We start from the raw sequence: 20,584 nt of genomic DNA, 5'->3' as shown, positions 1-20,584 counted from the left end.
TGCTGCGACAGGTCAACGGGCTGGGTGAAACTTCACGTCCCTATCCGGAACTAGCCATCGTCGCAAAGCCGTTGGACTTGACGAGAGAGCGCCGGTCAGGACGCAGTTTCAGACCTTCTGCTGCTGTCCTGCCGAGGTGGCGGACGGTGGGGTTGCGGTCGGCGCGGCCGGACAAGACGATCACCACCCGGCCGGTCGCATGCGGCTCCGATGAGCGCGTCGGAACCCGGGCTGCCCGCGAGCAAAGGGTGGGGAGACAAGGCGAGCAGGTCCGTCCCGAGCTGAGTACAGGGTGGGGAATTTCAAATAGCCCCATCACCCTCAGGTATCGCGCGCCCGCGTCTGTGGCCTGCCGAGCCAGCGCTTCGGCACCTACCGGGTCTCCGGCCTTCTCACGGATATCAGCCAAGCGTGCCAGAGCGTCTCCATCGCCAGTGTCAGCGGCCTGCCGGTACAAGGCCTGGGCACCCTCCAGGTCTTCCTCTTCCTCCCGCCACCGGGCCCATAGGAACAGGCCGCCGGGGTCACCCGCTTCAACAGCCTGCTGGTAGATGCTCTCGACGCCCTCCGTGTCCCCCGCTTCCTTGCGCATTTCAGCGAGCCTGTGGAGCGTGGAGAAATTGCCGGCGTGGGCTGCTCTGTGGGCGAGCGTCTCTGCGCCTCCCGGTCTCCGGCTGTCTCTCTCATCTGGGCCAAGCCGTACAGAGCCTGGGTATCGTCGATGGGGGCGGCCCTGCGGGCAAGTGCCTCGGCGCCATGCGTGTCCCCGCTCTTCTCCCGTTTCACAACGAGGCGGAGTGCGGCGTAGGGCTCGCCGGCGCTGACGGCCTTGAGCGTGAAGGCTTCCGCGTGCCCCCGGTCCCCGGCTTCCTCGCGCAACTCGCCAAGGCGGACCAGGGCCTTGGCATCGCCAGCGGCGGCGGCCTGCCGGTACAGCGTCTCTGCGCCCTCCGGGTTCCCGATCGACTCCCGGCATTCGGCCCAGTCGAAGAGCTTGCTGGTGTCGCCGGCCTCGACGGCTTGCTGGTAGTACGGCTCAGGGTCCTTGGTCACCACCACCTCGCCGTCCACCCATGTAAGGCCCGAGACCACCACCCACTCGTGGTCCAGACCCTCCTTTATCCGTTCTGCTTCGTCCGCGAGCGCCCAATAGCCGGCCTCATCCCCGGCACGCTCGCGCATAGCGGCCAGCGATTTGAGCCCGTTGGTATTGCCTGCGGCGGCGGCCCGCCGGGCAAAGTCCTCGGCTTCCTCTCGGTCCTCTGCCCGTTCCCGCGCATCGGCCAGGAGGCACATGGCGTAAGTGTCACCCTCCTCAGCGGCCTGCCGGAACAGAGGCTCGGTGTCTTCCCATGCCGCAACCCAGTAGCGAATCGTGGCCAAGTAGCTGAAGAGGCCCACAATCCCGGAGTCGGCGGCCTTCCGGTACAGGTGGAACGCCCACTGAAGGCGGTGGCGCTCGTGGGCTGCCCTGGCGAGACGGACGAGATCGCCAGGATCGGCAAGGTGGGTATGGGCGTGCCAGAAGGATGCCGGCGGGCACAGATGCCGGCGGGCGGTGCGACCGTGCTGTTCGAGGTAGTCGGCCAGTCTGAACATCGGGCCGGCCGTCGGGTGAGGTGTGGTAACGGATGACGGGGCTCCAGGCGGGCGGCCCTGACGCCGGGGGGCGGTGCGGCACAAGGGGGCCTGCTTGCCGTGCACCATGCGGGCGAGTTCGGCGAAGGCCGCCTCGGACCAGTCCGGAGTGAGGTGGTCCAGTTCGGTGTCCGTGAGGTAGTCGACGGCTCCGTCGGTGAGGAATGCCTGCGGCAGCAGCGGGCCGACCCCAAGACGGAGCGCGTCCATCGCCGCTTCCAGTACGGCCCGGGCAGGCGGAGTGCTGTGCTGGTAGCGGTGCACGAGCGCAGGGCCACCGCCGAGGTCCTGCGTCACGCGTCCGTGGGTTCGGGTGCGCTGGAGGGCGTTGGCGAGATGCCGGTCACCGTTCTCTGCGAGAGCGGTGGCGTCGGCGAGGGCGCGGGCGTCAAAGGAGTCCGGGACGGAGACCATGCGTCCGGCGAGCAGTTCGCGTACCCGGCTGTGCGGATCAGGTTCACGCGGAGCCGGGAGGGCGGTGTACTGGTCCGCGTACTCGGGCCAGAGTGTGGCCAGCACCAGGACAGGTCCGCGCTCGGGCTCGATGAGCAAGGCGTGGACGGCAGCTGCGACCCGTTCGCCGGTCCGCGGGTCGCCGAGGTAGTGCTGGGCCCTCGTTCAGCCACACCACCGTACGCGGCCGGACACGGTGCAGATCCTCGATCGCGGCCTCGGCCCGGGTCGGGTCGAACGGGTGCCACAGCCGCCACCCCGCCCCGGCGAGCGCCTGGACCGCTTCCCAACAGGCCCTGGTCTTCCCTGTGGAGGAGGTACCCACCAGCACCACCATGCGGCTGAGGCCCTGCGCCGCATCCTCCACCGCGAGCTGCAGGAACCGGTCGTGCTCCCTGCTCACATAGCCGGGCAGCACCCGCGGCTCCAACGCCACATCGTCAACGGGGCCGACCGGGTGGACCTCCAGGCTGTACGGATCCCACTCAGCGATCCGCCGGCCCGGCCCCGCGGCGTCCACCCCGCCGTCGGCGCCTTCTTCAACCGCAAGCCGCCGCAGGTCCAGCAACTCGTCCACCGGCAGCTTTAACGCGCGCGCGAGTGCCGTCACCGTCGTCGCCGAAGGCACCGGCCCTCCACCGGTGAACGCCTCCGACACCGTCGTACGCCCCAACCCGGCCCGGACAGCAAGCTCCGACTTGTTCAACCGGATACGCGCCAGCCCGGCACTCAACCTCGCACGTAGATCAGTGAGTGCCGGACTGCTGCCGTTCTGCTCGTCACTCTGCACGTACTCGCCCCCCCCCGCAGTGCTGCCGTGTCCGCCGCTGTTCATCTTCCTCGCGGCGAACCCCGGCGAACACCGATTCCGCGACCTTCGGGCACGTCAACACCCCACCATCTACAGGGAGCCTGTCATGTCGGTCGCCATCGTTCTGCTCACCATCGCCCTGATTCTCGTGGTCGCACTGCTGGCCGCCGCCGGCGCCGCCACGCTCGCCCGCCTAGACGGCGCGACCTACCCCGCAGCCTTCCAGCAGGCCGCCATCGTGTTCGCCGCCGTGATCAGCCTCGCTGCGGCCGTCACTGCCGCGCTCGCCTCCGTACGCTCGTGATGGCCCTCGACCGGGCCGCCGCCCAGCGGGCATCAGCCTGTTCCCCGGCCCCGGCCCCGGCGACTTCGAGCTGTGGTGCGACTGTCCTGACGACGGCGACCCCTGCAAACACGGTGCGGCCCTCATCTACGCCTTCGCCCAGGCCCTAGACGACAATCCGCTGTCGCTGCTTCTCCTGCGCGGACACAACCCGCACTCCCTCATACGCCGGAGACCGCCGACCGAGCGTGATCTCCCAGACGCCCCAGCCCCACGGCATCCGCCGGTCCCGCCAGTCCGCTTCCTTGTACCCCCGTGCTCTGGTCCAGTGTGCTGCCGAAGCGCTGATAGCGCGTCGGCGCGTACCCAGGCCGAAGAGGGCAGTCGTCCGTCAGGGGGTCTGGCCCTGCAGGTAGTCGAGCAGATCGTCATGCACGAACTCGTAGTAGCCACAGGAGTCACGCAGGAGACCGTGATCGCGCAGGAAGGTGAGCGTCAACCGCCATGGCCCGGGAAGGGCACCCTCCTCCCTGAGAAGTGCCTCCTTCAGCGGCAATACGCGGTGGACCTGCAGAAACCAGGCGACCGCGGAGAGGACCGTCCAACCAACGCCTAGTGCCACCCATGCCCCCAGCCACGCTGGGTGGGGGTAGAGGTCACCGAGCGGGGCGCTGCGCCCAGCAGCATGGATTTCTCTCAGCATTGAGAGGAAGGCATCCAGGATCCAGGGGATGTGCGCGCCGGGAGCGGGAGCGCCAAGGCTCTCCACCGTGGCGCCTACCACCAGCATCATGATGCCGGGGAGTGTGCCGAGGAAGGTGACGAAGACCAAGGGCCCTGCGGCGAATTTGGAGAGGAGTCTTGCAAGTTGCAGCGGCCGCAAGGTTGACAGGTCGAAGTCACCGCGGGTGGGGCCATCGATGAGGAGGCGTCTGGCGTCGTGATTTCCGGCAAGGCCGACCGCCAGGCCGGCAAGACAGCCGAAAGCTATCCACGCCCAATTGAAGGTTCCAGCTGAGACCCATGTGCTGCGGGATACGGCTGGCCAGAACCTTTGCGCCGCGTAGGCCAGTCCGCCGCCGGCAGCGGCCAGCACGGGCGTCCAGACGCTGAAGCGCAGCCGTGTGCGCCGGTGGACTTCTGAGCCAGCCTGGTTCGCCTCGTAGCCAGCCATGACTTCCCGGTATTCAGAAAACCATCGCATGGAGAGAACAGAGGGAAGGACAGTCAGCCCAACGCCGCAGACCGCGCCCCACGGGCCGATCACCAGCCAACCCGCGATGGCGCTGTAGAGAAACAAGGGCAGTCCGCACACCAGCATGCGCCAGCGGTAGACACCCAAGAGGTCGGGGGTGAGCCACTCTTGGGGCACCTGGGCGGGCAGAACCTTTCCTTCGCTGGCGCGCAGACGCTCCGCGCACCAGGTCAGGAAAGACAGGCAGACCGCGGAGTCGGGATTCACCCCGTCAGGGATCTCGGCTGCGTCCGCGTCGATCGCAATGTGAAGGTAGTCAGCCCATGGGATCCCCAGAGCGGAGACGCGCGAGGCCGGTGTTCCGCCCTCCGCTGCTATCAACGCGTGGATCGTGAAGGCGAGTGGTCTGGACAAGAGGGTTGCCGCTTCAGGAGCCTCGACCGACCACATTTTCAGGCGGTCCAGCGCCTGTTGTCCTGCTGGGGAGGCGCCCTGTCCCAGGGCTGAGTGCAGTTGGGCAGTGGTGAGTGGTTGGAGCTCAACTGCTTCTTGCAGGTTGAGCAGCAGCCCGTGTGACAGGTATTCGTCACGACGGGTGGTCACCAATAGCCGCACGTCCCAGCTTTCGTTCGCCACGCAGAGCTTGTTGAGCCCTTCGACGAACGGTGCGTGCTGTTCTGAGGGCAGTGTGTCCAAGCCGTCGATCAGAAGGGTGATACGGCCGGTCGTGATCCACCGTGCGACTTGATTCCGGTTGGCCCCACCCAGGCCCAGGATGTGCGTGATGTAGTGCAGAACGTAGTCCAGCCCGGTGGCCCTCGGTTCGTTCAGCCCTTTGAGGGGAACAACGACAGGGATCGATATCTGGGCCGGATTCTTCTCGTCGCTCTCACCGTTCAGTGCGGCAGCTGCGCGGGCTTGCAAGGTCTCGGCGATCAGGAAGAGCTGTTCGGTCTTTCCGGCGCCGCTGCCACCCGCGAGCAGCATGCGGCAGTCGGCAGCCTCGAATCGCTCCACAAGCAGCTGAGGACCTGAGGGACCTGCTGAACCCGTCGGTCGGCGGATGCCGGTTCCGCCGGCTATGAGTTCAGGAGCAAGCCGCAAGTCCGGGTGAGGGACAAGTCGGTCCTGTCCGAAGACGGCCCGCACTCGCGGAGCTGCTCCGGTGGCCCGGTGCGCCTTCAGAATGGCGCCCTGCAGGTTGTGCAGGCGTCTGTACAGGGCGTCCGCTTCGGGTATGTCGGCCTGGGCCGCCGCTTCGCGGTAGATGTTGATGTTGATGTTGTAGTGGTTGAGGGTTCCCTGTCCGAGGACCGGCCCGTGGTACGTGCCGGACATGTCGATATGGACAGGGCCCGCGGGCGGTCGGCCTTTCATCTACGGTTGCGGCTTGCGCTGTGATCCGGGGTCAGGTGTGTCAGAGAGGTCTGCTGATGTCACGTTGATAGTTCCCTGCCCGACCGTCTGACCGTGGAAGGTGCCGCTCATCGTGATCGTGGTTCCGCCGGCGGCCGGGTTCTCCGCGCCTCGGATCTCCTCGATCAGCGTATCGAGCCTGTCGGCGAACGAGTGGTCGCTCGCGACCGCGTTCGCCAGCGCAGCCGCCAGGAGCTGCCGCGCAGGTCCGGAGGGTTCGCCTTCGTCACTCGCGGCTTCCGTGCGCACGCGTGCAAGCGCCGGGTGATCACCTAGCGTGCTGCTGACCAAAGTGTGCAGCCGGTCCATGCCTGCATCCAGGCCTCGGTCAATCTCTGCATCCGCACGCCCCGCGACTCGCCGGCCCTTTCGGACCAGCCAGGCACATAGGTATCCGACTGCCACCTCAACCCCCGTCACAACGCCCCCTGTTGTGGTCGACAACGGCAAGCCGACCATAGCGCGAAAGAGGTATGACCGATACCTCATCAACCAAGGCTTATAGAGGCGGATATAGGCATTTACGGTGAGGACGGACGCTTACGTGTCCGTCACCGAGCCCTCGACAGGCACGGCCTTCGCGCCCGCCCTGCTGCCGCAGGGCACGGCGGACGGCCTGTGCATGCGCCAGGGGGCCTCGGCAGTCGCCTCGATGCGCTGATGACCTTCCTCGACCTGATGTTCGGCATGTACGTGGCCGCACGGGCCGGAGACGGGGAGAAGGACGTGTACGACGCGTCCGACTCGGGGGAAGTACAGGAGTGGTGGGGCGACTTCGACCACGTCCTGTACTGGGTCTCCCCCGACCGCGACGAGGGCGAGGAGCGCAGGAAGGACGTGGAGGACGGGGAGGCACCGGCCGGCGTGGACGGGCCGCAGCCCGGTGTCGACCTCGATGCCTGGCAGACCGATTTCATCGCCTTCCTTGATGCCGAGGGCCTGGCGCGGCATCCGGAACAGTGGCCCGAGGCCGCAGCCGGCTGGGCGGAGCGGCACCGTCAGCGGCAGCTCGCGGGCGTGGCTCCCGGCGAGTTGAGCGAGGACGAATGGTGGGGCGTCCTACGGGCGTTCTTCGCGGACGTTCAGGACGAGGCCGTCCAGAAGTGGGGGCTGGGTGTGTGGGACGAGCACAGGTCCAGGTGGGTGGCTGCGGTGATCAGGGACGAGGATCTGTTCAGCCCGCTTGAAGGCCTCGTCGAGTACAGGAGGACGCTGCCCCGGCAGGCTGCGGACATCGCCGAGCTCCTGGCGGCCGAGGTCTGCGGGCTGCCTCCGCTGCCGGTCCTCGGCGGGCAGACGTTCATGCGGGAGGTGGTCCCGTCTACATGCACCGTCCAACGGCAGCAGGGCGGGACAGGTCACGCGCGGGACCCGGCGGAGCCGTCTGTGCACGAGGTGAGCCCGCTGCATCAAGTCCAATAGGAGGCCATAGGGCGCATCTGGAGGTGCACGTGCAACCCGCGTCCCGGGCCGACAACGATCCCCGTAGTCGTTGGCTCACCAGCGCGTCCAACTCGAAGGCGGTCAGCGCCGCATGCAGGTCATTCCTGACTGGTACGCACCAGTGCGCCGTTGGAGCCGGGGGCGTACTCGCGACGCGTGTTCTTCGCGATCTTTTGCCTGACCGCATCGGCGAGGTTGACGCCCTGCATCTCAGCGATCGCCGTCAGGTAAAGGAAGACGTCGGCGAGTTCTTCACCGTGGTCGGGCAGGCCTTTGCGCCACGCCGTGAATGCCTCGCCGACCTCGGCCGTGAGCAGCCCGAATTCCAGAGGGATGTCGGTGGTGTTGAAGCCCTTGGCGAGTTTGTTCTCCCAGGCGAGTTTCTGTGCCTCGGCGATGTCCACGGCAGATCCCCTTGACGGTGCAGTGCGGGCGTTCTCGGGGAACAGTAGCGAGGCTCAGGCGCCGGAGAGGCAAGAACGGGACAGGAGTCAGCCGGTGGGGCGGCAGCCGGCTTCTGGCGCAGTCTCGTAGGTGACAACCGTCGCATGGCTCTCCAGGAGCCGGAAGACGCGCTGGTAGGCGTGGGACAGTTCGGCGATCGCTTCCAGATCGGGTGCCTGACCGTCGCGGGCCTTGAGACGGCTGTGCACGATGACTGCGGGGGTGGTGAGGTGGAGGAAGATGCCGTCGCGGGTGGTGACGAGGTCGGCGGGTTCGAGTGCCTGGTGCCAGGTGAGGCGGGAGCGATCGCGGCAGAGAGGGCCGCAGACGAGCTCGCTGACGAAGCTGCGGTCCAAGGAGGTGCGGACGGCGCTCTCTCGACGTGGTCCTCCTTCCTCGACTGCGCCGAAGGCGTCCGCTCCGTCAAAGTTCACTCGGCCGTCCAGGACATGTCCGTCCGCCTGCTCTGCCTCCCGAGTAGTCCCGTGGCACAACAGCTCCGAAGCCGCGGCGAAGCTGTCAGAGCGCACGGCGCCTCAGGCCCTTGACCGGCCGTACGACCCGCCACCGCAGACCGGACGCTGCACCTACGGCTTCGCCGCCGGGCTACGCGACATCCCCGCCTTGACCAACACCTCGCTCGACTATCGGATTCGGCCGAGCGTTTGGGCGCGACGAGAAGCAGCGCGCCGCCCCCAGGAGCACGCTTTCGCGCTATCCGCCACCACCCTCGGCGACGAGCGCCAGGCCGACCAGTTCCTCGGTACGTCCGACGAACTCCTCACTGACGGCCTCGGCGTGGCGTTCCGGGCTGGGCGGTGACAGCGCTCGACAGATGACGCCCCTGAGAAGCACAGCTTCTCGGGGACTTCTCTTTTCCACGAGCGGCGACTGCTCGAACAGCACGCCAGCGCCGGGCTTGGTTACATGACCCCCACACCCCATTGAAATCCCTTTCGACTCCCTTTCAATCGCCACTCACCCACCCCTTTCGAGTAGGCTCATAGTCGTCTCCAAGTCAATGACGAGAAGGAGTCGGCATGGTCGCGATCGTGGTCGCAGAGAAGCCGAGCGCAGCGAGGAACATGGCCAGCGCCCTCGGCGGGACGAAGGGCAGCTACAAGGGCACGGTCTTCGAGGTGGCGAGCCTGAGGGGCCATCTCTACGAGTTCGCCCAGCCGCACGCGATGGTGGACTCCTCGCTCGCGGACGCCTATCAGAAGTGGGACCTGAGCAATCTGCCCTGGGACCTGGATGACCTGACGTGGAAGCGCGAGCCGAAGAAGAACGTCGCGGACGTCATCAAGACTCTGCGTTCTGCGCTCAGCCGCGGCGACGAAATCGTCATCGCCACGGATCTGGATCCGTCCGGTGAGGGTGATCTGCTCTTCTGGGAAGCGATCGACGAACTCGGCTTTCACGGCAAGCGGTTCAGCCGCATGGAGTTCACCGACGAGTCGAAGGCCTCGATCCAGAAGGCGTTCGAACAGCGCCGGCCGGTGAAGTCCATGCAGAACGAGGGCGACTACCGCAAGGCGATGTACCGCTCCCAGTGGGACTTCCTGTCCATGCAGTTCACGCGTATCGCCACGGCGATGGGCCGCCAGTACGGCCAGGACCTCGTGCTGCGCCAGGGCCGGCTGAAGTCGGCGATGGTCTCTCTCGTCGGCGACCAGCAGAAAGCTTACGACGCGTACATCAAGAAGCCGTTCTTCCAGAACCGCTTCCGCGACGAGAACGACGTCATGTACACGAACCCTGATGAACCGCGGTTCGACCAGAAGGGCCAGGTGCCTCAGCAGTACGACCCCTCCCCTGTCGTCCTGGACAGCAAGGCGGGCAAGAAGACCGCGCCGCCGAAGCTGCTCGACCTCGCTTCCTTGTCCTCGATGCTCGTCAGTAAGGGTGTGAAGGCGAACCTGACGCTCTCGACCTACCAGAAGATGTACGAGGACCAGGTCGTCTCCTACCCGCGCACGGAGGACAAGACGATCACGCCCGAGCAGTTCAAGGACCTCACCACACTGGTCGACAAGATCGCCGCTGTGGTCGGCGTCGACGCCGGGCTTCTGACGCACCGCCAGCCCCGGTCCACACACGTGAAGCCCCGGGGCGCGCACGGCGCGAATCGTCCGGGACCGAAGGTGCCCTCCTCGCTGGACGAGGTTGAGCACAAGTACGGCAAGGCCGGACGGCTCATCTACGAGATGCTCGCGAAGAACTACCTGGCCATGCTCGCCGAGGACTACCTCTACGAGCAGCAGAAGGGCCACGTGGAGAAGTACCCGGACTTCGTCGGCATCGCCAATGTGCCCAAGAGCCCCGGCTGGCGGGCCGTGTTCGATCCGGACGCCGGCGACGACACGGCTGAAGGCGACGAGAACGAGTCCGGCAAGGGCCTGGGCCAGACCGCGGAGCCGTTCATCTTCGAGGGCGCGAACAAACGCCCCGAGCATCCGACGATGAAGTGGCTGATGAAGCAGTTGGAGAAGCGCGACGTGGGCACGGGCGCGACCCGCACCTCGACGTACTCGGAGGTCACCAACGACAAGGCGAAGTATCCGCTGCTGACGGAGAAGGGCCGGAAGCTCAGGCTCGCGCGGGCCGGCGAGATGAGCTGGCGGCTCCTGCCGGGCACGCGCATCGGCGATCTCGGGCTCACCGAGAAGGTCTACGCCGACATGCGCGACATCGCCGCCGGGACGGCGACGGCCGAGGAGCGCCTGGCAGTCGTCGCCGACTGGGTGCGCGAGGACATCGTCACGATGACGAAGAACGCTGCGCCCATGCGCGACAAGCTGGGCCTGAAGGAGCAGGTGGCCGCTACGCGCGCCGAGGGTGTGTGGGAAGCCGCTCCGGGCGGGCCGAAGGAAATCGCCTTCAAGAAGATCTGGTCGGGCCACGAGTTCAGCGATGACGAGGTGGCGAGGCTACTGGCGGGCGAGACGATCTCGTTGGAGGCCACGAACAAGGCGGGCAAGCCCTACACGGCCACCGGAGCGCTTGACGTCGGCAACTACAAGGGCCGCAAGTTCGTCGGATTCCAGTTGGATGTGCCGGACAGGCCGACGAAGTGGTCCGGCCGGACGTTTACGCCGGCGGAGGTCACTGCGCTCCTGGCGGGCCAAGCGCTGGAGACCGACGGCTTTGTCAGCGCGCGGACCGGCAAGACCTTCGCCTGCAAGGTCAGCTGGGACGCGAAGGCGAAGAAAATCGTCCCCGATTTCGGCTCTGCCGACGAGCCGCCGCGGTCCTGGTGCCAAGTGACTTTTACCGATGCGCAAAGGCGTGACCTGGCAGCCGGCAAGACCATCCAGGGCAAGGGCTTCGTCTCGGCCAAGGGTAAGACCTTTGACGCGAAGGTCGCCTGGAAGGAAGAGGGCGGCAAGAAGAAGATCGTGCCGTCGTTCGGCTGATGCCCGGACAGGCACTGACGAACAGCAGTGGGTCCCGGACCGCGGGACCCACTGCCGCCTCTGCACGACAGCGACAACAGAAGGGATGCGATGAGGACGATGAACGACATCGTGCAGCTGGAGATCAGGTGGGCCTGATCGGCGATGTCCATGGCGACACCCGGTTCCGGCACGACGCAGTGGTGACGCCGACGTCGAGAGGCTGCAACTCGTTTGTGCAGACGGGCGACTTCGGGATGATCTGGCGCGGCACGCGCAGCGCGATCCAATCCGGACCGTTCACGGGGCCCTTGAGGCTTTGAACAAGCAGCTCGCCCTACTGAGCGTGCGCCTGTACGTCGTGTTGGACAACCACGAGAACGACCACGTAATCGACACGCTGTCGCGCAACGGCTCCAGGTCCTCTGGATGGGACCGCATCTGGCGCTCCTCCCCCACTCCAGTCTCGTGCGCGCTGGCCAGCACTCCGTCGGCTAGTTGGCAAGGGCCGCGAGGATCGACCGGTGCGTGCGGATGCCGGGCCTGACGCGGTGGGAGGCTGAGCTGCCCACGGACGAGCAGGCAGCGGGTCTTCTGGACGCCGGGGCAGGCCCTGATGTTGCGCTCGCTCACGACCCCCTGGCGCTCCCAGGGTTGATCCAGCGGCTCGGCGACAACCACGGCTGGCGCCCCGCCGATCTGGCTACGCGCGCGAGGCGCAGCAGGTGCACACCGTGCGGGTGCTCTCGGTGCTCGGTCCGGCCAAGGAGACGCTGTGCGTCGCCGGGCACTACCACTTCCGGCACTCGGAGCAGGCAGTGCTCGTTGGGATGCCGGTCCGTCAGGAAATTCTCGACCGGGACAGCTCAGCCGATGCGCTGGGCGTGCTCGACCTGGGCGACGACGTTCCGCGCTTTGAGGCGGTAGCGATGGGCCGAGCACCTCTACTCCCGCGGCGCGACCGACCTGTCAGCCGCTCAGACGACGTCCAATGACTCGGACTACTGCGTCCGAGTCACCAGCAGTCGCCATTCAAGCCCCTTCCATTCTCGATTCGAATAGCCTATCTAAGATAGGATGTCACCCGCACACACCTTGCGCATGAACTCTTTTTGATAGGTCGAGCAATGACCATTGCGACCGCAGGGGGGATGAGGGATCCATGGCGAAACCGTCTTATAAGGTGCCGAGTTCGCTGAACAGGAGCTTCCTCGACCACGAGATCACGCTGAGCAAGGGAGGCTGGGCGGCCAAGCCCTCCCCGATCAAGCAGCTGCTCTTCTTCGGCGGCGGCATCCTCGCCCTGCTGTGGTTCAGCACGTCGACGTTCGTCGCGAGCTCGGGCCCAGTCTCCATCACGTTCTTCGTTCTCTGGGGGCTGTCGGCGATCGCCTACTTCGGCGGGCTGATGAAGACGAAGGAGCTGCGCATCATGCGGGTGCCGGCCCTCCTGGGCTATCTGCCCCGGACAGCGCGTCACGTCTTTACGCGCCGCAGCTCGAACCCCACGGACTTCTACTCGATCGTCGGCATCGACGGGATCGACGAGGACGGGCTGATCCACTTCTCCGACGGCGGTGAAGGCCAGGTCTACCTGGTCGTCGGCTCGGCGAGCTACCTGCTCTTCGACGAGGACCGGGTCGGGATTCTCGACCGAGTCGACTCCTTCTGGCGCAAGGTCGAGACGGCCTGCGAGCACAGCTTCATCACGACGAAGGAGCCGCAGCGGATCTACCGCCAGGTGGCGAACCTGGAACGGCGAAACCAGGCCCTGCGGGTCCGCGATCCCGATCTGATCGAGCTGCAGAACGAGCAGTACGACATTCTCACGCAGCATGTGGGCGGGAAGTTCACCTCGATCCACCAGTACCTGCTGCTCAAGGGCAAGAACGCCGACGCACTGCGCAAGGGGCACCAGGTCTTCCAGGCCGAGGTCGGCGGCTCGACTCTGATGATCAAGGAAGCCACGAGGCTCGACCGTGAGGAGGCCCTGCCGATGCTCCGGGTCTTCTATCAGGGCGTCGACGACGAACTGCTCGATCTCAAGGCGTCGCTGAACTGACCAGCGCCAGGCCGGCCACCACGACGAGGAACGAACGAAGGACACCATGGCGCTGATGACGAAAGTCCGGGCGCAGCTCGGCATTCCGGGAAAGAAGCCTGACGAGACGAATGAGACCGCGGAGCCTGTGGTCGGTGATCCGCGCGCGGACGGTGCTGCTCAGGCTGAGGGCGTACAGGACACCGCGCCGTCCGCCGGCGCAGCCGATGAGGCCGCCGAGCCGAGGAAGAACTGGTGGCAGCGCCGCCGGGAGATGAAGCACCTGCAGGGCACGTTCGGCGCCTACCCTCACCTGCTCGCGCTGAAGCCGAAGGAGAAGTACCTCTTCCGCTCCGACTACTTCGAGGTCGACGGCTCGGTCGCCTGCATCCTGGCGTACTTCCACGACGACGCCGCGCACGACAACTTCGCCGCCTTCTGGGGTATCGACCGGATCCCGGACGGTCTGGACGAACGGGTCACTGCCGTCGTGCTCGAGCAGGTCAAGCGGATGGATGAGAAGTGGATCGACTCGTACACCAAGCAGGCGGAGAAGCTGGACCGGCTGGATGCGAACGAGCAGGAGGAGACGGGCACGACCTCCTCCAGGCGCAAGGCCGCGAAGATCTCCGGTGACCTCGGGATCACGATCGGCGAGATCCAGGATGGTGCGAGCTACCTCTCGGTGCACAACCGGCTCTTCCTCAAGGCCCCCGATCTGGCAACCCTGGACGACACGATCGACCGGGTCACGCGTCTGTACATCGACCGGTTCGGCACGCTGAAGGCTGCGCCCTACGCCGGCGAGCAGCGTCAGGAGCTCTCGGGCCTGTGGAGGAACAACGAGAAGAAGAAGGGCAAAGGCTTCCACTTCACCTCGACCGAGCTGGCCGGCTCGTACTCGCTGGTGACCAATGGCCTCAACGACCGTGGCGGCGAGTACGTCGGCTACATGGTCGGCGACGTCAACAACAGCGCCGTGCTCATGGACGTCAACGCATACGACCACCACGTGATCGTCGCCGACGCCACGCTCAGCGAGTACCTGAACCGCCAGCGGGTGGCCAACATGTGGTGCTCAAAGATCTCGCAGGCGGCGCTGCTGAACAACGGCCGGGTCGTCCACCTCGTCCTCGACGGAGCGAACCTCGACAAGCTCGGCCCGAAGTTCGAGCGGCTCACCTCGCGCATCGACCTGAATCAGGGCGACGTGAACATGTTCGAGATGTTCGGCGAGGCGGTGGACGAGCTGACGGTCTTCTCCGCCCAGATGGAGAAGCTCAAGCTGATGTTCGAGCAGCTCTACGAGACCAGCGACGGAGCGATCGGCTCGATCATCCGCAGCGCCCTCGAAGACACCGCGACCGACTTCTACGTCGAGCAGGGCATGTGGCGGCACAACGCCAAGGAGCAGCGTCACCGCCTGCGCGTGGTGAACATCCCGCACACCCAGGTGCCGCGTCTTCAGATGTTCGTCTCCTACGTGGCGACCGCGCACAAGGCGCTGCTGAACTCCAGCAGGACCGACCCGGACCAGCTGCGCGCCTACAACGTGCTCAGGGGCATCGCCAACGCGATGCTGAGCACCAATGGCGACCTGTTCAACAACCACACGGCCTCGGCGGTGGACGGGGTCCGGGATTCGCGGCGCGTGGTCTACGACTTCTCCGGGCTCGTGCCCCGCGGCAAGGGCGTGGCGATGGCACAGCTGGTGAATATCGTCGGCTTCGCCGTCGGCAAGCTGGGGCTCGGCGACACGGTGATCATCCACGGCACCGAGCACATCGACGACCGGGTGAAGGAGTACATCAAGGACCAGTTCGACCACATGCACGAGCGCGGCGGCCGGGTGGTCTACAGCTACAACGACGTCGACAAGATGCTGGCCGACAGCGACTTCAACACGTTCGACGCCGCGGACTACACGCTCTTCGGACCGATGCGCGACGGCACGGTGGCGGAGTACCAGAAGCAGCTGCACCAGCGGATTCCGCCGGATCTCGCCCAGCTCATCACGACCAAGGGCGAGAACCTCACGTACCTGCGCCGGGGCGTCTCCAACGTGGTCTTCCACCTGGACCTGGCACTGGGGATCAACCCCTACCGCGAGGCCCAGCGCAGGCAGGTCCGCCTGGAGGCGGCCAGGGCCGAAGATGCGGCGCGGATGGGCGCGATCATGCACGACAAGCCGGCACCGGGCGCGAACCTCACCAGCATCCGGAAACACAGCGAGGGCGGCGACGGCGAGGCTGCCGCGGGTCAGATCGACAGGGGCAAGCGCCGCGACGGCAAGAAGAGCCTGCAGCAGCCCGAGGACGGAGCGACGCAGCCGGCGAGGAAGCCCCAGCCGAAGAAGCTGGTCAAGGCATGAGCGGGATCAGCACTGATACGAAGGCGAGGAGTAGGGGAGAAACGATGAACGGGACGATCACGGCGGTGGCGCGGCTGCGTTCCTGGGCCGGCCATGGCGGGCTCGCGCGGGGGCTCGCACTCGTGCTTCTGGCCGCGTTGTTCGTGCCGGTCTTCATGATGGCGACTTCATCCCGTGCGTCCGCGGCCGACCAGAAGGAGCGCGACAACTACAGCCTCTACCAGCTGGCTTCGAATGCGAGCTCGTACTTCAGCGAGCAGAACTCGCCGTCGACCGACAAGGGCATGCACGAGAACTGGAAGCCGGTCGTGGGCAGCCCTGCTTCAGGCGGTTCCATGCTTGGCTACGCTGACCCGGATTTCAGCCTGGGCAGCATCGTGGGCTGGTTCTTCGCCGAGGTGTCGGGGTCCTCGCAGACCGTCACGTACGAGACCCTGGCAGCAAAAGACGACAAGGGCAATGCGAAGTACTCGGGCATGCTCGACTACGCGCATTTCGGGGCGGCCAACAATGACCTTGGCCTGGACACGATGTCCTCGGGCATCGGCGGCCAGATCGTGAGCGTGATCGGAGGATCGCTCATCTGGGTCCTCTACGCCCTGGCGCTGGCGGTCGGCACGCTGTTCTACGTCATTCTCCAGTTCCTGAAGCTCATCAATCCCTTCATGTGGTTCTACAGCGCGGTCGCGGCGGTCAACCCGACTCTGGCCGAGGGTATGACGGGAGGTGACACCGGAGGCGGCGCGCTCTCGGGTCTGCAGCACTGGATCAGCGGCTGGTACGGCCTGCTCGTCGATATCTCGTGGCAGGCGCTGGTGCCGATCTTCATCGGTTTGCTGCTCATCGGCCTGGTCATGTTCAAGAAGATGGACCGGGGTTCGGCGATCAAGAAGCTGATCGTGCGCGTCGTCTTCATCGGCGTCGGCCTGCCGCTCATCGGATCGATGTACACCAGCGTGCTCGACAAATTCGACAACTCGGTTCTCGGCCAGCATGCCGGTCCGACGCGCGTCGTGCTGAGCACCTACGTCGACTTCGAGGCGTGGATGATGAACGACCGCCTCGGAATCCCGGACCAGGCCACTGTCTCGTGGGACGGTGACCAGGCCAGCTCTGACGCGATGATGTCGGTGCGCACGAGCGCGCTGGCGATCAACAAACAGTCCCACGGAGCGACGTTCAACGGAATCAGCATCGGCACGAAATCGAACGACGCCGAGTCTGCCTGGAAGGACGGCACCGTCTCCGTCGGCACCGGCGCGTCAGACGACTTCAAGGCTGTGTTCGCGACCTTCGGGATCATCGGCAAGTACATCGCCGGCAATGAGATCGCAGCCTCCGACTTCGAGTCGGGGATCAAGAGCTCGATTACGCAGCTGGACGAGAGCGCGGATGCCAAGAAGAGCTGGTTCGTCGACAAGGACAGCTACGGCGACGTGGAGGGGTTCGGTGAGAAGAAGGGGCCGAAGCCGGTCGATCACCCGGTGATCTCGACCGACGGCACGGGCCTGACCTCTTCTCGTCCCGGCAAGGGCACAACGGTCTTCACAACGACCGGGACGAAGAGCAACTGCGGCTTCACGGTGGGCAAGACGCCTTCCTCGTGCAACCTGTCCCCCCTGGCGGCGTACAACTACCTCAACACCGGGTTCAGTCCCAGCTCGCTGAACATGTACAGCTCGAACAACGCCACCAGCGGGTTCACCCGCGAGAACCACATGGCCGTCAGCCAGGTGGGCACGGGGCCGGGGAAGTTCATGTACTGGTCCAACGCAGCCACGGTCCTGGGTTCCGTCGTCCTGCTCGGCTTCTGGTATGCCCTCGGCATGCTGGCTGGCTCGGTCAAACGGATTTTCGGCCTCGTAGCGGCCGTGCCGTTCGCGACGCTGGGCGCGATGGCCGCGATCGCCAAGGTGATTGTCTACTCCATGGCGATGATCCTGGAGGTCATCGTCACGCTGTTCATCTACCAGTTCGTCTCCGAGTTCCTGATCTCGGCCCCGGACATCATGGCAGGTCCGGTGTCGAGCTTCATGAGCCCGGGCGGCCTGTGGGGCAGCGCTGCGCTCGGCGGGATCATCGTATACATCCTGACGCTCATCTCGTCGCTGCTGATCATGGGTGTCACCTTCGCCCTGCTGCGGGTCCGCAAGACCGTGTTGCAGGCGATGGACGAGGTGGTCACCAAGCTCGTAGACAAGTTCCTGGAGACCAGCACCGCGCCGAAGCCGGACAAGGGCGGGCTGATGCCCGCTCTTGCCGCAGGTGCGGGAGCCGGCGCGGGCATGGCCATGGGCAACAAGCTCGCCAACGGGTTCAACAGCAAGACCACAGGCCCGGCCTCTCCGGGCGCAGGCAAGCCCGCGGGCAAGACGGCGTCGACGAACGCCGGCGGCACGAACGGCGACGCCACGGAAGTGACCGCGGGCAAGCAGGCGCCGGCTCTGGAGAGCGGCGGCAAGGGCGGCCCAGGCGATCCGAACAGCCCAGCGCTGGACGGTGGTCCTGGCAGCGGCAGCTCCGGTGGCGGCGGTTCCGCTGGTGCCCTGGGGGCGTCCGGCCAGGGTGACGGCCCCGTCGACAACGGCGGTCCGCTGCAGCTGACCAATGGCGGAGCGGGCAGCTCACACTCGGACAAGCAGACGGCACAGAATCTGAGCAACCAGGGCGGCCTGTCGATTCTCGGATACACCTCGGACGGCAACAAGGTCATCCCCGGCGAGGTCCTGGCCTCGTCCGCGGACCCAACGAGCTCTCGTGGCAGCTCTGGAGGCCGGAGCCGCACCGGCGACGCGACTCCAGCTCTTGTTCCCGTTCCTGCTTCCGGGCAGCCGGCCACGCCGAGCACGCGTCCTATGCGCTCAGCTCAGGACACCCTGGCTCCGAGGCAGCTGGGAGCCGGAACGTCGGCGCCTCGTCCCGTGGCCGCTCCGGTTTCGGGCCACACTCAGGCTGCGTCTGGTGCACGTCAGCCGGGTTCGATCCAGGCGGCGCCGACACCGCGCCAGACGCCCGCCCCGCGGGCCCAGACTCCACAGACCTCGGCTCCTGCACCGGCCCCTTCGCCGCAGCAGGCTCCGGTTCCGCGCCCTCGTCCCCGCCTACGCCGGGTCGCCGATCCGGCTTCTCAGAGCGCGGAGACTCCGCAGCCTCAGCACCGGTCGGCCGATGGTCCTCGCCGGAGCCGGCCCGAGAGTCCACAGGACTGATTGGCGAGCGTGGAAGGCTGACGCACCCGGCGAGGACGACCATGCGATCGTCCTCGCCGGGTGCGACGTCTTTGGCACGGCTGGAGGAGAAGGGAAAATGCATGGGGCTCGGATCGAGGCTTCGCGGCGAGTTCCCATGCGACTGGTATCGCTCGGCGCGATGGTGGATCACCGAGATCCGCGAACTGGCATTGAGCACTGCGACCGCCGTGGCCACGGTGGTGATCGTCGGCAAGATGATGCGCGCTGTGCCCCATCGCGACGAGCCGCGGGCTCTGTCGCACCTGTCCAGCACGATCGAGGGGTTACTTGGCCAACAGCGCAGGCTTGGTCGTTCTGGTCACCATGACGATCAAGAACGGTCTGCCTGTTGTGCTGATGGCATTGCTGGCTGAGTGGTGCCTGCTCAACACCGCCATCAGCGCCACGGTGTTCGTCGCGGTCGCCTGGTCGAGGATCCGGCAGCCGTCAGCGTGGACTGAGCTGGATTTCGTCGAACAGCACGCGCCGAAGTACGGCCGGCCACCGGAGACGATTGAGGACTACCGGGCGCACCAGCTCCAGGAGTAGGCATCAGAGAAAGGACAGAACCCCGTGGACATCATGTCTACGGGGTTCTGCGCTGCCTGAGTGGTGCGGCAATCAGCTGTGCTGATTGCAGTCCTTGGCCATCAATGCCTTCGCCTGGTCGCTGTCGGCCGGGATGAGCTGGACCTGGTCGATCGAGTAGGCGAAGCTGTACCCGAGCGTCATCATGCTGTTCGACATCGAGATCGAGCCGGATCCCGGGTCAGTGCCTGTCTGGTCGGAGCCGTTGACGTCGTCCCAGAGCACACTGGTCCGGCTGTCGTTGATCGTGCCGGCAGAGAGAACCTGGTACTGGCCCTTGTCGGTCTTGCCGTCCTCGACGATCGAGCCGTGCTTGATGTCGCCGAGAACCTTCGTGGTCAGCTGGCACTGCTGGTCGCCAGCGGTGACGTTGATATAAGTGATCTTGTGGCCGTCGATGGCGGCGATGCCGTCGCGCGCTCCCTCGGTGATGGAGATGTAGGCACCGTCGAAGCTGGAGGCCTGGCTTCTACTGGGGCTCTGTGAGGAAGCAGTACCGCTGCTCCCGCTGCAGGCAGTGAGCATTTGAGCACCTGCGGCCAGGGCCGCGGCGGACACGGTGATCCTGGTCCGCGTCGCACGTGCGGTCCTGGTGGAAATCATGGTGTTCTTCCTTCCTTCGTTCCGACAAGTCGGTTGGGTGTGGATCCTTTGGAGGGAACAATCTCGGATGCCTGGGCGGGTGAAGGTCCACGACAATGGTGCGATGCGGTCGCCCGAGCTCACGGTGGATGAATATGAGAGAACTGTCGAAAGTCTGCGCGGTACGCGCGTTGTAGGAGTGACCTACTACCCGCTGGCCAGTGGTGGCGATGGCACCGAGGTCGAGGAGTGGGATTTCGGCGTGTGGCACCAGCCCACGATGGGCGTCGGCCTGTTCGCCGAGAACGGCGCGCGATACTCGGCAGTGTGGGGCAACAGTTTCGACTACTACGGCCTGGAGATCTTCCAAGAGCCCATGTCCAGCCAATTGACCATGATCGGACAGCCCGGAGGGACGCCAGCCGTGGCTGTAACTGACCATCCTTCCTGGTCAGGGCTCATCGGGGTCCCGCTCGTGGGCGCCGATATCCTCTGGTCCGAGGGTGACTACGGACTCCGACTCCCGGTCGCTGTCGAGCTTCGTGCACCTGCTGCCACAGCGTGGCTTGTCGCGGGCCGTCCAGCGCAGTGGCCACCAGACGGACGTTTCTACCTCGGAACTGACGACGTAATGTCCGTCTTCACGCACGAGTTCGCCGGCACCATCGGTCTCCCTCTGAAGTGACTGTCGGGA

The 20,584-nt window shown here is 65.9% G+C and carries 18 protein-coding genes and 2 pseudogenes; 13 read left to right on the top strand and 7 right to left on the bottom strand.

Annotated features, from left to right (window positions below):
* Window positions 1-372 precede the first annotated feature (372 nt).
* Window positions 373-2,190 carry a hypothetical protein gene (locus ACIQPR_RS09965; RefSeq protein ID WP_403644799.1) on the bottom strand — a complete coding sequence of 606 codons (1,818 nt, stop codon included), beginning with the start codon at window positions 2,188-2,190 and terminating at the stop codon, window positions 373-375.
* Between the two features lie 289 nt (window positions 2,191-2,479).
* Between ACIQPR_RS09965 and ACIQPR_RS09960 the strand changes: the two genes are divergently transcribed.
* The gene (locus ACIQPR_RS09960) at window positions 2,480-2,680 is read left to right on the top strand and encodes a hypothetical protein (RefSeq protein ID WP_403644796.1); all 201 of its coding nucleotides are present in this window, start codon (window positions 2,480-2,482) and stop codon (window positions 2,678-2,680) included.
* 33 nt (window positions 2,681-2,713) lie between these two features.
* Here ACIQPR_RS09960 and ACIQPR_RS09955 read toward each other — a convergent pair.
* Window positions 2,714-2,926: pseudogene (locus tag ACIQPR_RS09955) on the bottom strand (hypothetical protein); the annotation flags it as partial.
* An 82-nt stretch (window positions 2,927-3,008) separates the two neighbouring features.
* On the opposite strand from ACIQPR_RS09955, the gene ACIQPR_RS09950 reads away from it, so the two are divergent.
* On the top strand, window positions 3,009-3,206 hold the full coding sequence (locus ACIQPR_RS09950) for a hypothetical protein (RefSeq protein ID WP_403644659.1): 198 nt from the start codon (window positions 3,009-3,011) through the stop codon (window positions 3,204-3,206).
* Window positions 3,166-3,330, top strand: a pseudogene (locus ACIQPR_RS09945) (SWIM zinc finger family protein); the annotation flags it as partial. The gene ACIQPR_RS09950 and the pseudogene ACIQPR_RS09945, both read left to right, overlap by 41 nt.
* A gap of 246 nt (window positions 3,331-3,576) precedes the next feature.
* Here the strand turns inward: ACIQPR_RS09945 and ACIQPR_RS09940 are convergent.
* Together ACIQPR_RS09940 and ACIQPR_RS09935 are read right to left on the bottom strand one after the other, a co-directional pair.
* Complete coding sequence (locus ACIQPR_RS09940) at window positions 3,577-5,718, bottom strand: hypothetical protein (protein ID WP_403644656.1); 2,142 nt, start codon at window positions 5,716-5,718, stop codon at window positions 3,577-3,579.
* Between the two features lie 39 nt (window positions 5,719-5,757).
* The gene (locus ACIQPR_RS09935; RefSeq protein ID WP_403644654.1) at window positions 5,758-6,105 is read right to left on the bottom strand and encodes a hypothetical protein; all 348 of its coding nucleotides are present in this window, start codon (window positions 6,103-6,105) and stop codon (window positions 5,758-5,760) included.
* Window positions 6,106-6,322: 217 nt separating this feature from the next.
* Between ACIQPR_RS09935 and ACIQPR_RS09930 the strand changes: the two genes are divergently transcribed.
* Together ACIQPR_RS09930 and ACIQPR_RS09925 are read left to right on the top strand one after the other, a co-directional pair.
* Entirely contained in the window at window positions 6,323-6,457 is a 135-nt protein-coding gene (locus ACIQPR_RS09930) for a hypothetical protein (protein WP_403644651.1), read from the top strand.
* Window positions 6,457-7,218, top strand: a complete 762-nt coding sequence (locus ACIQPR_RS09925) for a hypothetical protein (protein WP_403644648.1) — start codon at window positions 6,457-6,459, stop codon at window positions 7,216-7,218. Before ACIQPR_RS09930 ends, ACIQPR_RS09925 begins: the two co-directional genes overlap by 1 nt.
* A gap of 119 nt (window positions 7,219-7,337) precedes the next feature.
* Here the strand turns inward: ACIQPR_RS09925 and ACIQPR_RS09920 are convergent, their stop codons facing one another.
* Both ACIQPR_RS09920 and ACIQPR_RS09915 read right to left on the bottom strand, forming a co-directional pair.
* Window positions 7,338-7,643, bottom strand: coding sequence for a MazG nucleotide pyrophosphohydrolase domain-containing protein (locus ACIQPR_RS09920; RefSeq protein WP_403644645.1), 306 nt, complete (start codon window positions 7,641-7,643; stop codon window positions 7,338-7,340).
* Window positions 7,644-7,730: 87 nt separating this feature from the next.
* On the bottom strand, window positions 7,731-8,117 hold the full coding sequence (locus ACIQPR_RS09915) for a hypothetical protein (protein WP_403644642.1): 387 nt from the start codon (window positions 8,115-8,117) through the stop codon (window positions 7,731-7,733).
* Between the two features lie 190 nt (window positions 8,118-8,307).
* Between ACIQPR_RS09915 and ACIQPR_RS09910 the strand changes: the two genes are divergently transcribed.
* The 7 genes from ACIQPR_RS09910 (at window position 8,308) to ACIQPR_RS09880 (ending at window position 19,269) form a co-directional block, all read left to right on the top strand.
* The gene (locus ACIQPR_RS09910) at window positions 8,308-8,505 is read left to right on the top strand and encodes a hypothetical protein (protein ID WP_403644639.1); all 198 of its coding nucleotides are present in this window, start codon (window positions 8,308-8,310) and stop codon (window positions 8,503-8,505) included.
* 218 nt (window positions 8,506-8,723) lie between these two features.
* Window positions 8,724-11,099, top strand: coding sequence for a DNA topoisomerase (locus tag ACIQPR_RS09905; protein ID WP_403644635.1), 2,376 nt, complete (start codon window positions 8,724-8,726; stop codon window positions 11,097-11,099).
* Between the two features lie 713 nt (window positions 11,100-11,812).
* Window positions 11,813-12,073: a hypothetical protein gene (locus ACIQPR_RS09900; protein WP_403644632.1), complete on the top strand. Its 261-nt coding sequence runs from the start codon at window positions 11,813-11,815 to the stop codon at window positions 12,071-12,073.
* Between the two features lie 188 nt (window positions 12,074-12,261).
* On the top strand, window positions 12,262-13,140 hold the full coding sequence (locus ACIQPR_RS09895; RefSeq protein WP_403644629.1) for a hypothetical protein: 879 nt from the start codon (window positions 12,262-12,264) through the stop codon (window positions 13,138-13,140).
* Between the two features lie 55 nt (window positions 13,141-13,195).
* Window positions 13,196-15,490, top strand: coding sequence for a hypothetical protein (locus ACIQPR_RS09890; RefSeq protein ID WP_403644626.1), 2,295 nt, complete (start codon window positions 13,196-13,198; stop codon window positions 15,488-15,490).
* Between the two features lie 44 nt (window positions 15,491-15,534).
* On the top strand, window positions 15,535-18,699 hold the full coding sequence (locus ACIQPR_RS09885; RefSeq protein WP_403644623.1) for a hypothetical protein: 3,165 nt from the start codon (window positions 15,535-15,537) through the stop codon (window positions 18,697-18,699).
* Between the two features lie 345 nt (window positions 18,700-19,044).
* On the top strand, window positions 19,045-19,269 hold the full coding sequence (locus ACIQPR_RS09880) for a hypothetical protein (protein ID WP_403644620.1): 225 nt from the start codon (window positions 19,045-19,047) through the stop codon (window positions 19,267-19,269).
* A gap of 72 nt (window positions 19,270-19,341) precedes the next feature.
* On the opposite strand, the gene ACIQPR_RS09875 is transcribed toward ACIQPR_RS09880, so the two are convergent.
* The gene (locus ACIQPR_RS09875) at window positions 19,342-19,911 is read right to left on the bottom strand and encodes a hypothetical protein (RefSeq protein ID WP_403644617.1); all 570 of its coding nucleotides are present in this window, start codon (window positions 19,909-19,911) and stop codon (window positions 19,342-19,344) included.
* 103 nt (window positions 19,912-20,014) lie between these two features.
* Between ACIQPR_RS09875 and ACIQPR_RS09870 the strand changes: the two genes are divergently transcribed.
* A complete protein-coding gene (locus ACIQPR_RS09870) occupies window positions 20,015-20,575 on the top strand; it encodes a hypothetical protein (RefSeq protein ID WP_403644614.1) in 561 nt (186 codons plus the stop codon).
* Window positions 20,576-20,584 lie beyond the last annotated feature (9 nt).

It is taken from the genome of Streptomyces sp. NPDC091280 (assembly GCF_044768565.1).
GTDB lineage: Bacteria > Actinomycetota > Actinomycetes > Streptomycetales > Streptomycetaceae > Streptomyces.
The sequence above is the reverse complement of the archived record's forward strand: the minus strand, read 5'-3'. Positions and strand labels throughout refer to the sequence as shown.

Bases quoted from the DNA above. Each gene is read 5' to 3' on its own strand.
- ACIQPR_RS09935 (WP_403644654.1), bottom strand. From the start codon at position 6,105: ATGGACCGGCTGCACACTTTGGTCAGCAGCACGCTAGGTGATCACCCG.
- ACIQPR_RS09885 (WP_403644623.1), top strand. From the start codon at position 15,535: ATGAACGGGACGATCACGGCGGTGGCGCGGCTGCGTTCCTGGGCCGGC.
- ACIQPR_RS09950 (WP_403644659.1), top strand. From the start codon at position 3,009: ATGTCGGTCGCCATCGTTCTGCTCACCATCGCCCTGATTCTCGTGGTC.
- ACIQPR_RS09875 (WP_403644617.1), bottom strand. From the start codon at position 19,911: ATGATTTCCACCAGGACCGCACGTGCGACGCGGACCAGGATCACCGTG.
- ACIQPR_RS09925 (WP_403644648.1), top strand. From the start codon at position 6,457: ATGACCTTCCTCGACCTGATGTTCGGCATGTACGTGGCCGCACGGGCC.
- ACIQPR_RS09890 (WP_403644626.1), top strand. From the start codon at position 13,196: ATGACGAAAGTCCGGGCGCAGCTCGGCATTCCGGGAAAGAAGCCTGAC.
- ACIQPR_RS09870 (WP_403644614.1), top strand. From the start codon at position 20,015: ATGCGGTCGCCCGAGCTCACGGTGGATGAATATGAGAGAACTGTCGAA.
- ACIQPR_RS09905 (WP_403644635.1), top strand. From the start codon at position 8,724: ATGGTCGCGATCGTGGTCGCAGAGAAGCCGAGCGCAGCGAGGAACATG.
- ACIQPR_RS09880 (WP_403644620.1), top strand. From the start codon at position 19,045: ATGACGATCAAGAACGGTCTGCCTGTTGTGCTGATGGCATTGCTGGCT.
- ACIQPR_RS09940 (WP_403644656.1), bottom strand. From the start codon at position 5,718: ATGTCCGGCACGTACCACGGGCCGGTCCTCGGACAGGGAACCCTCAAC.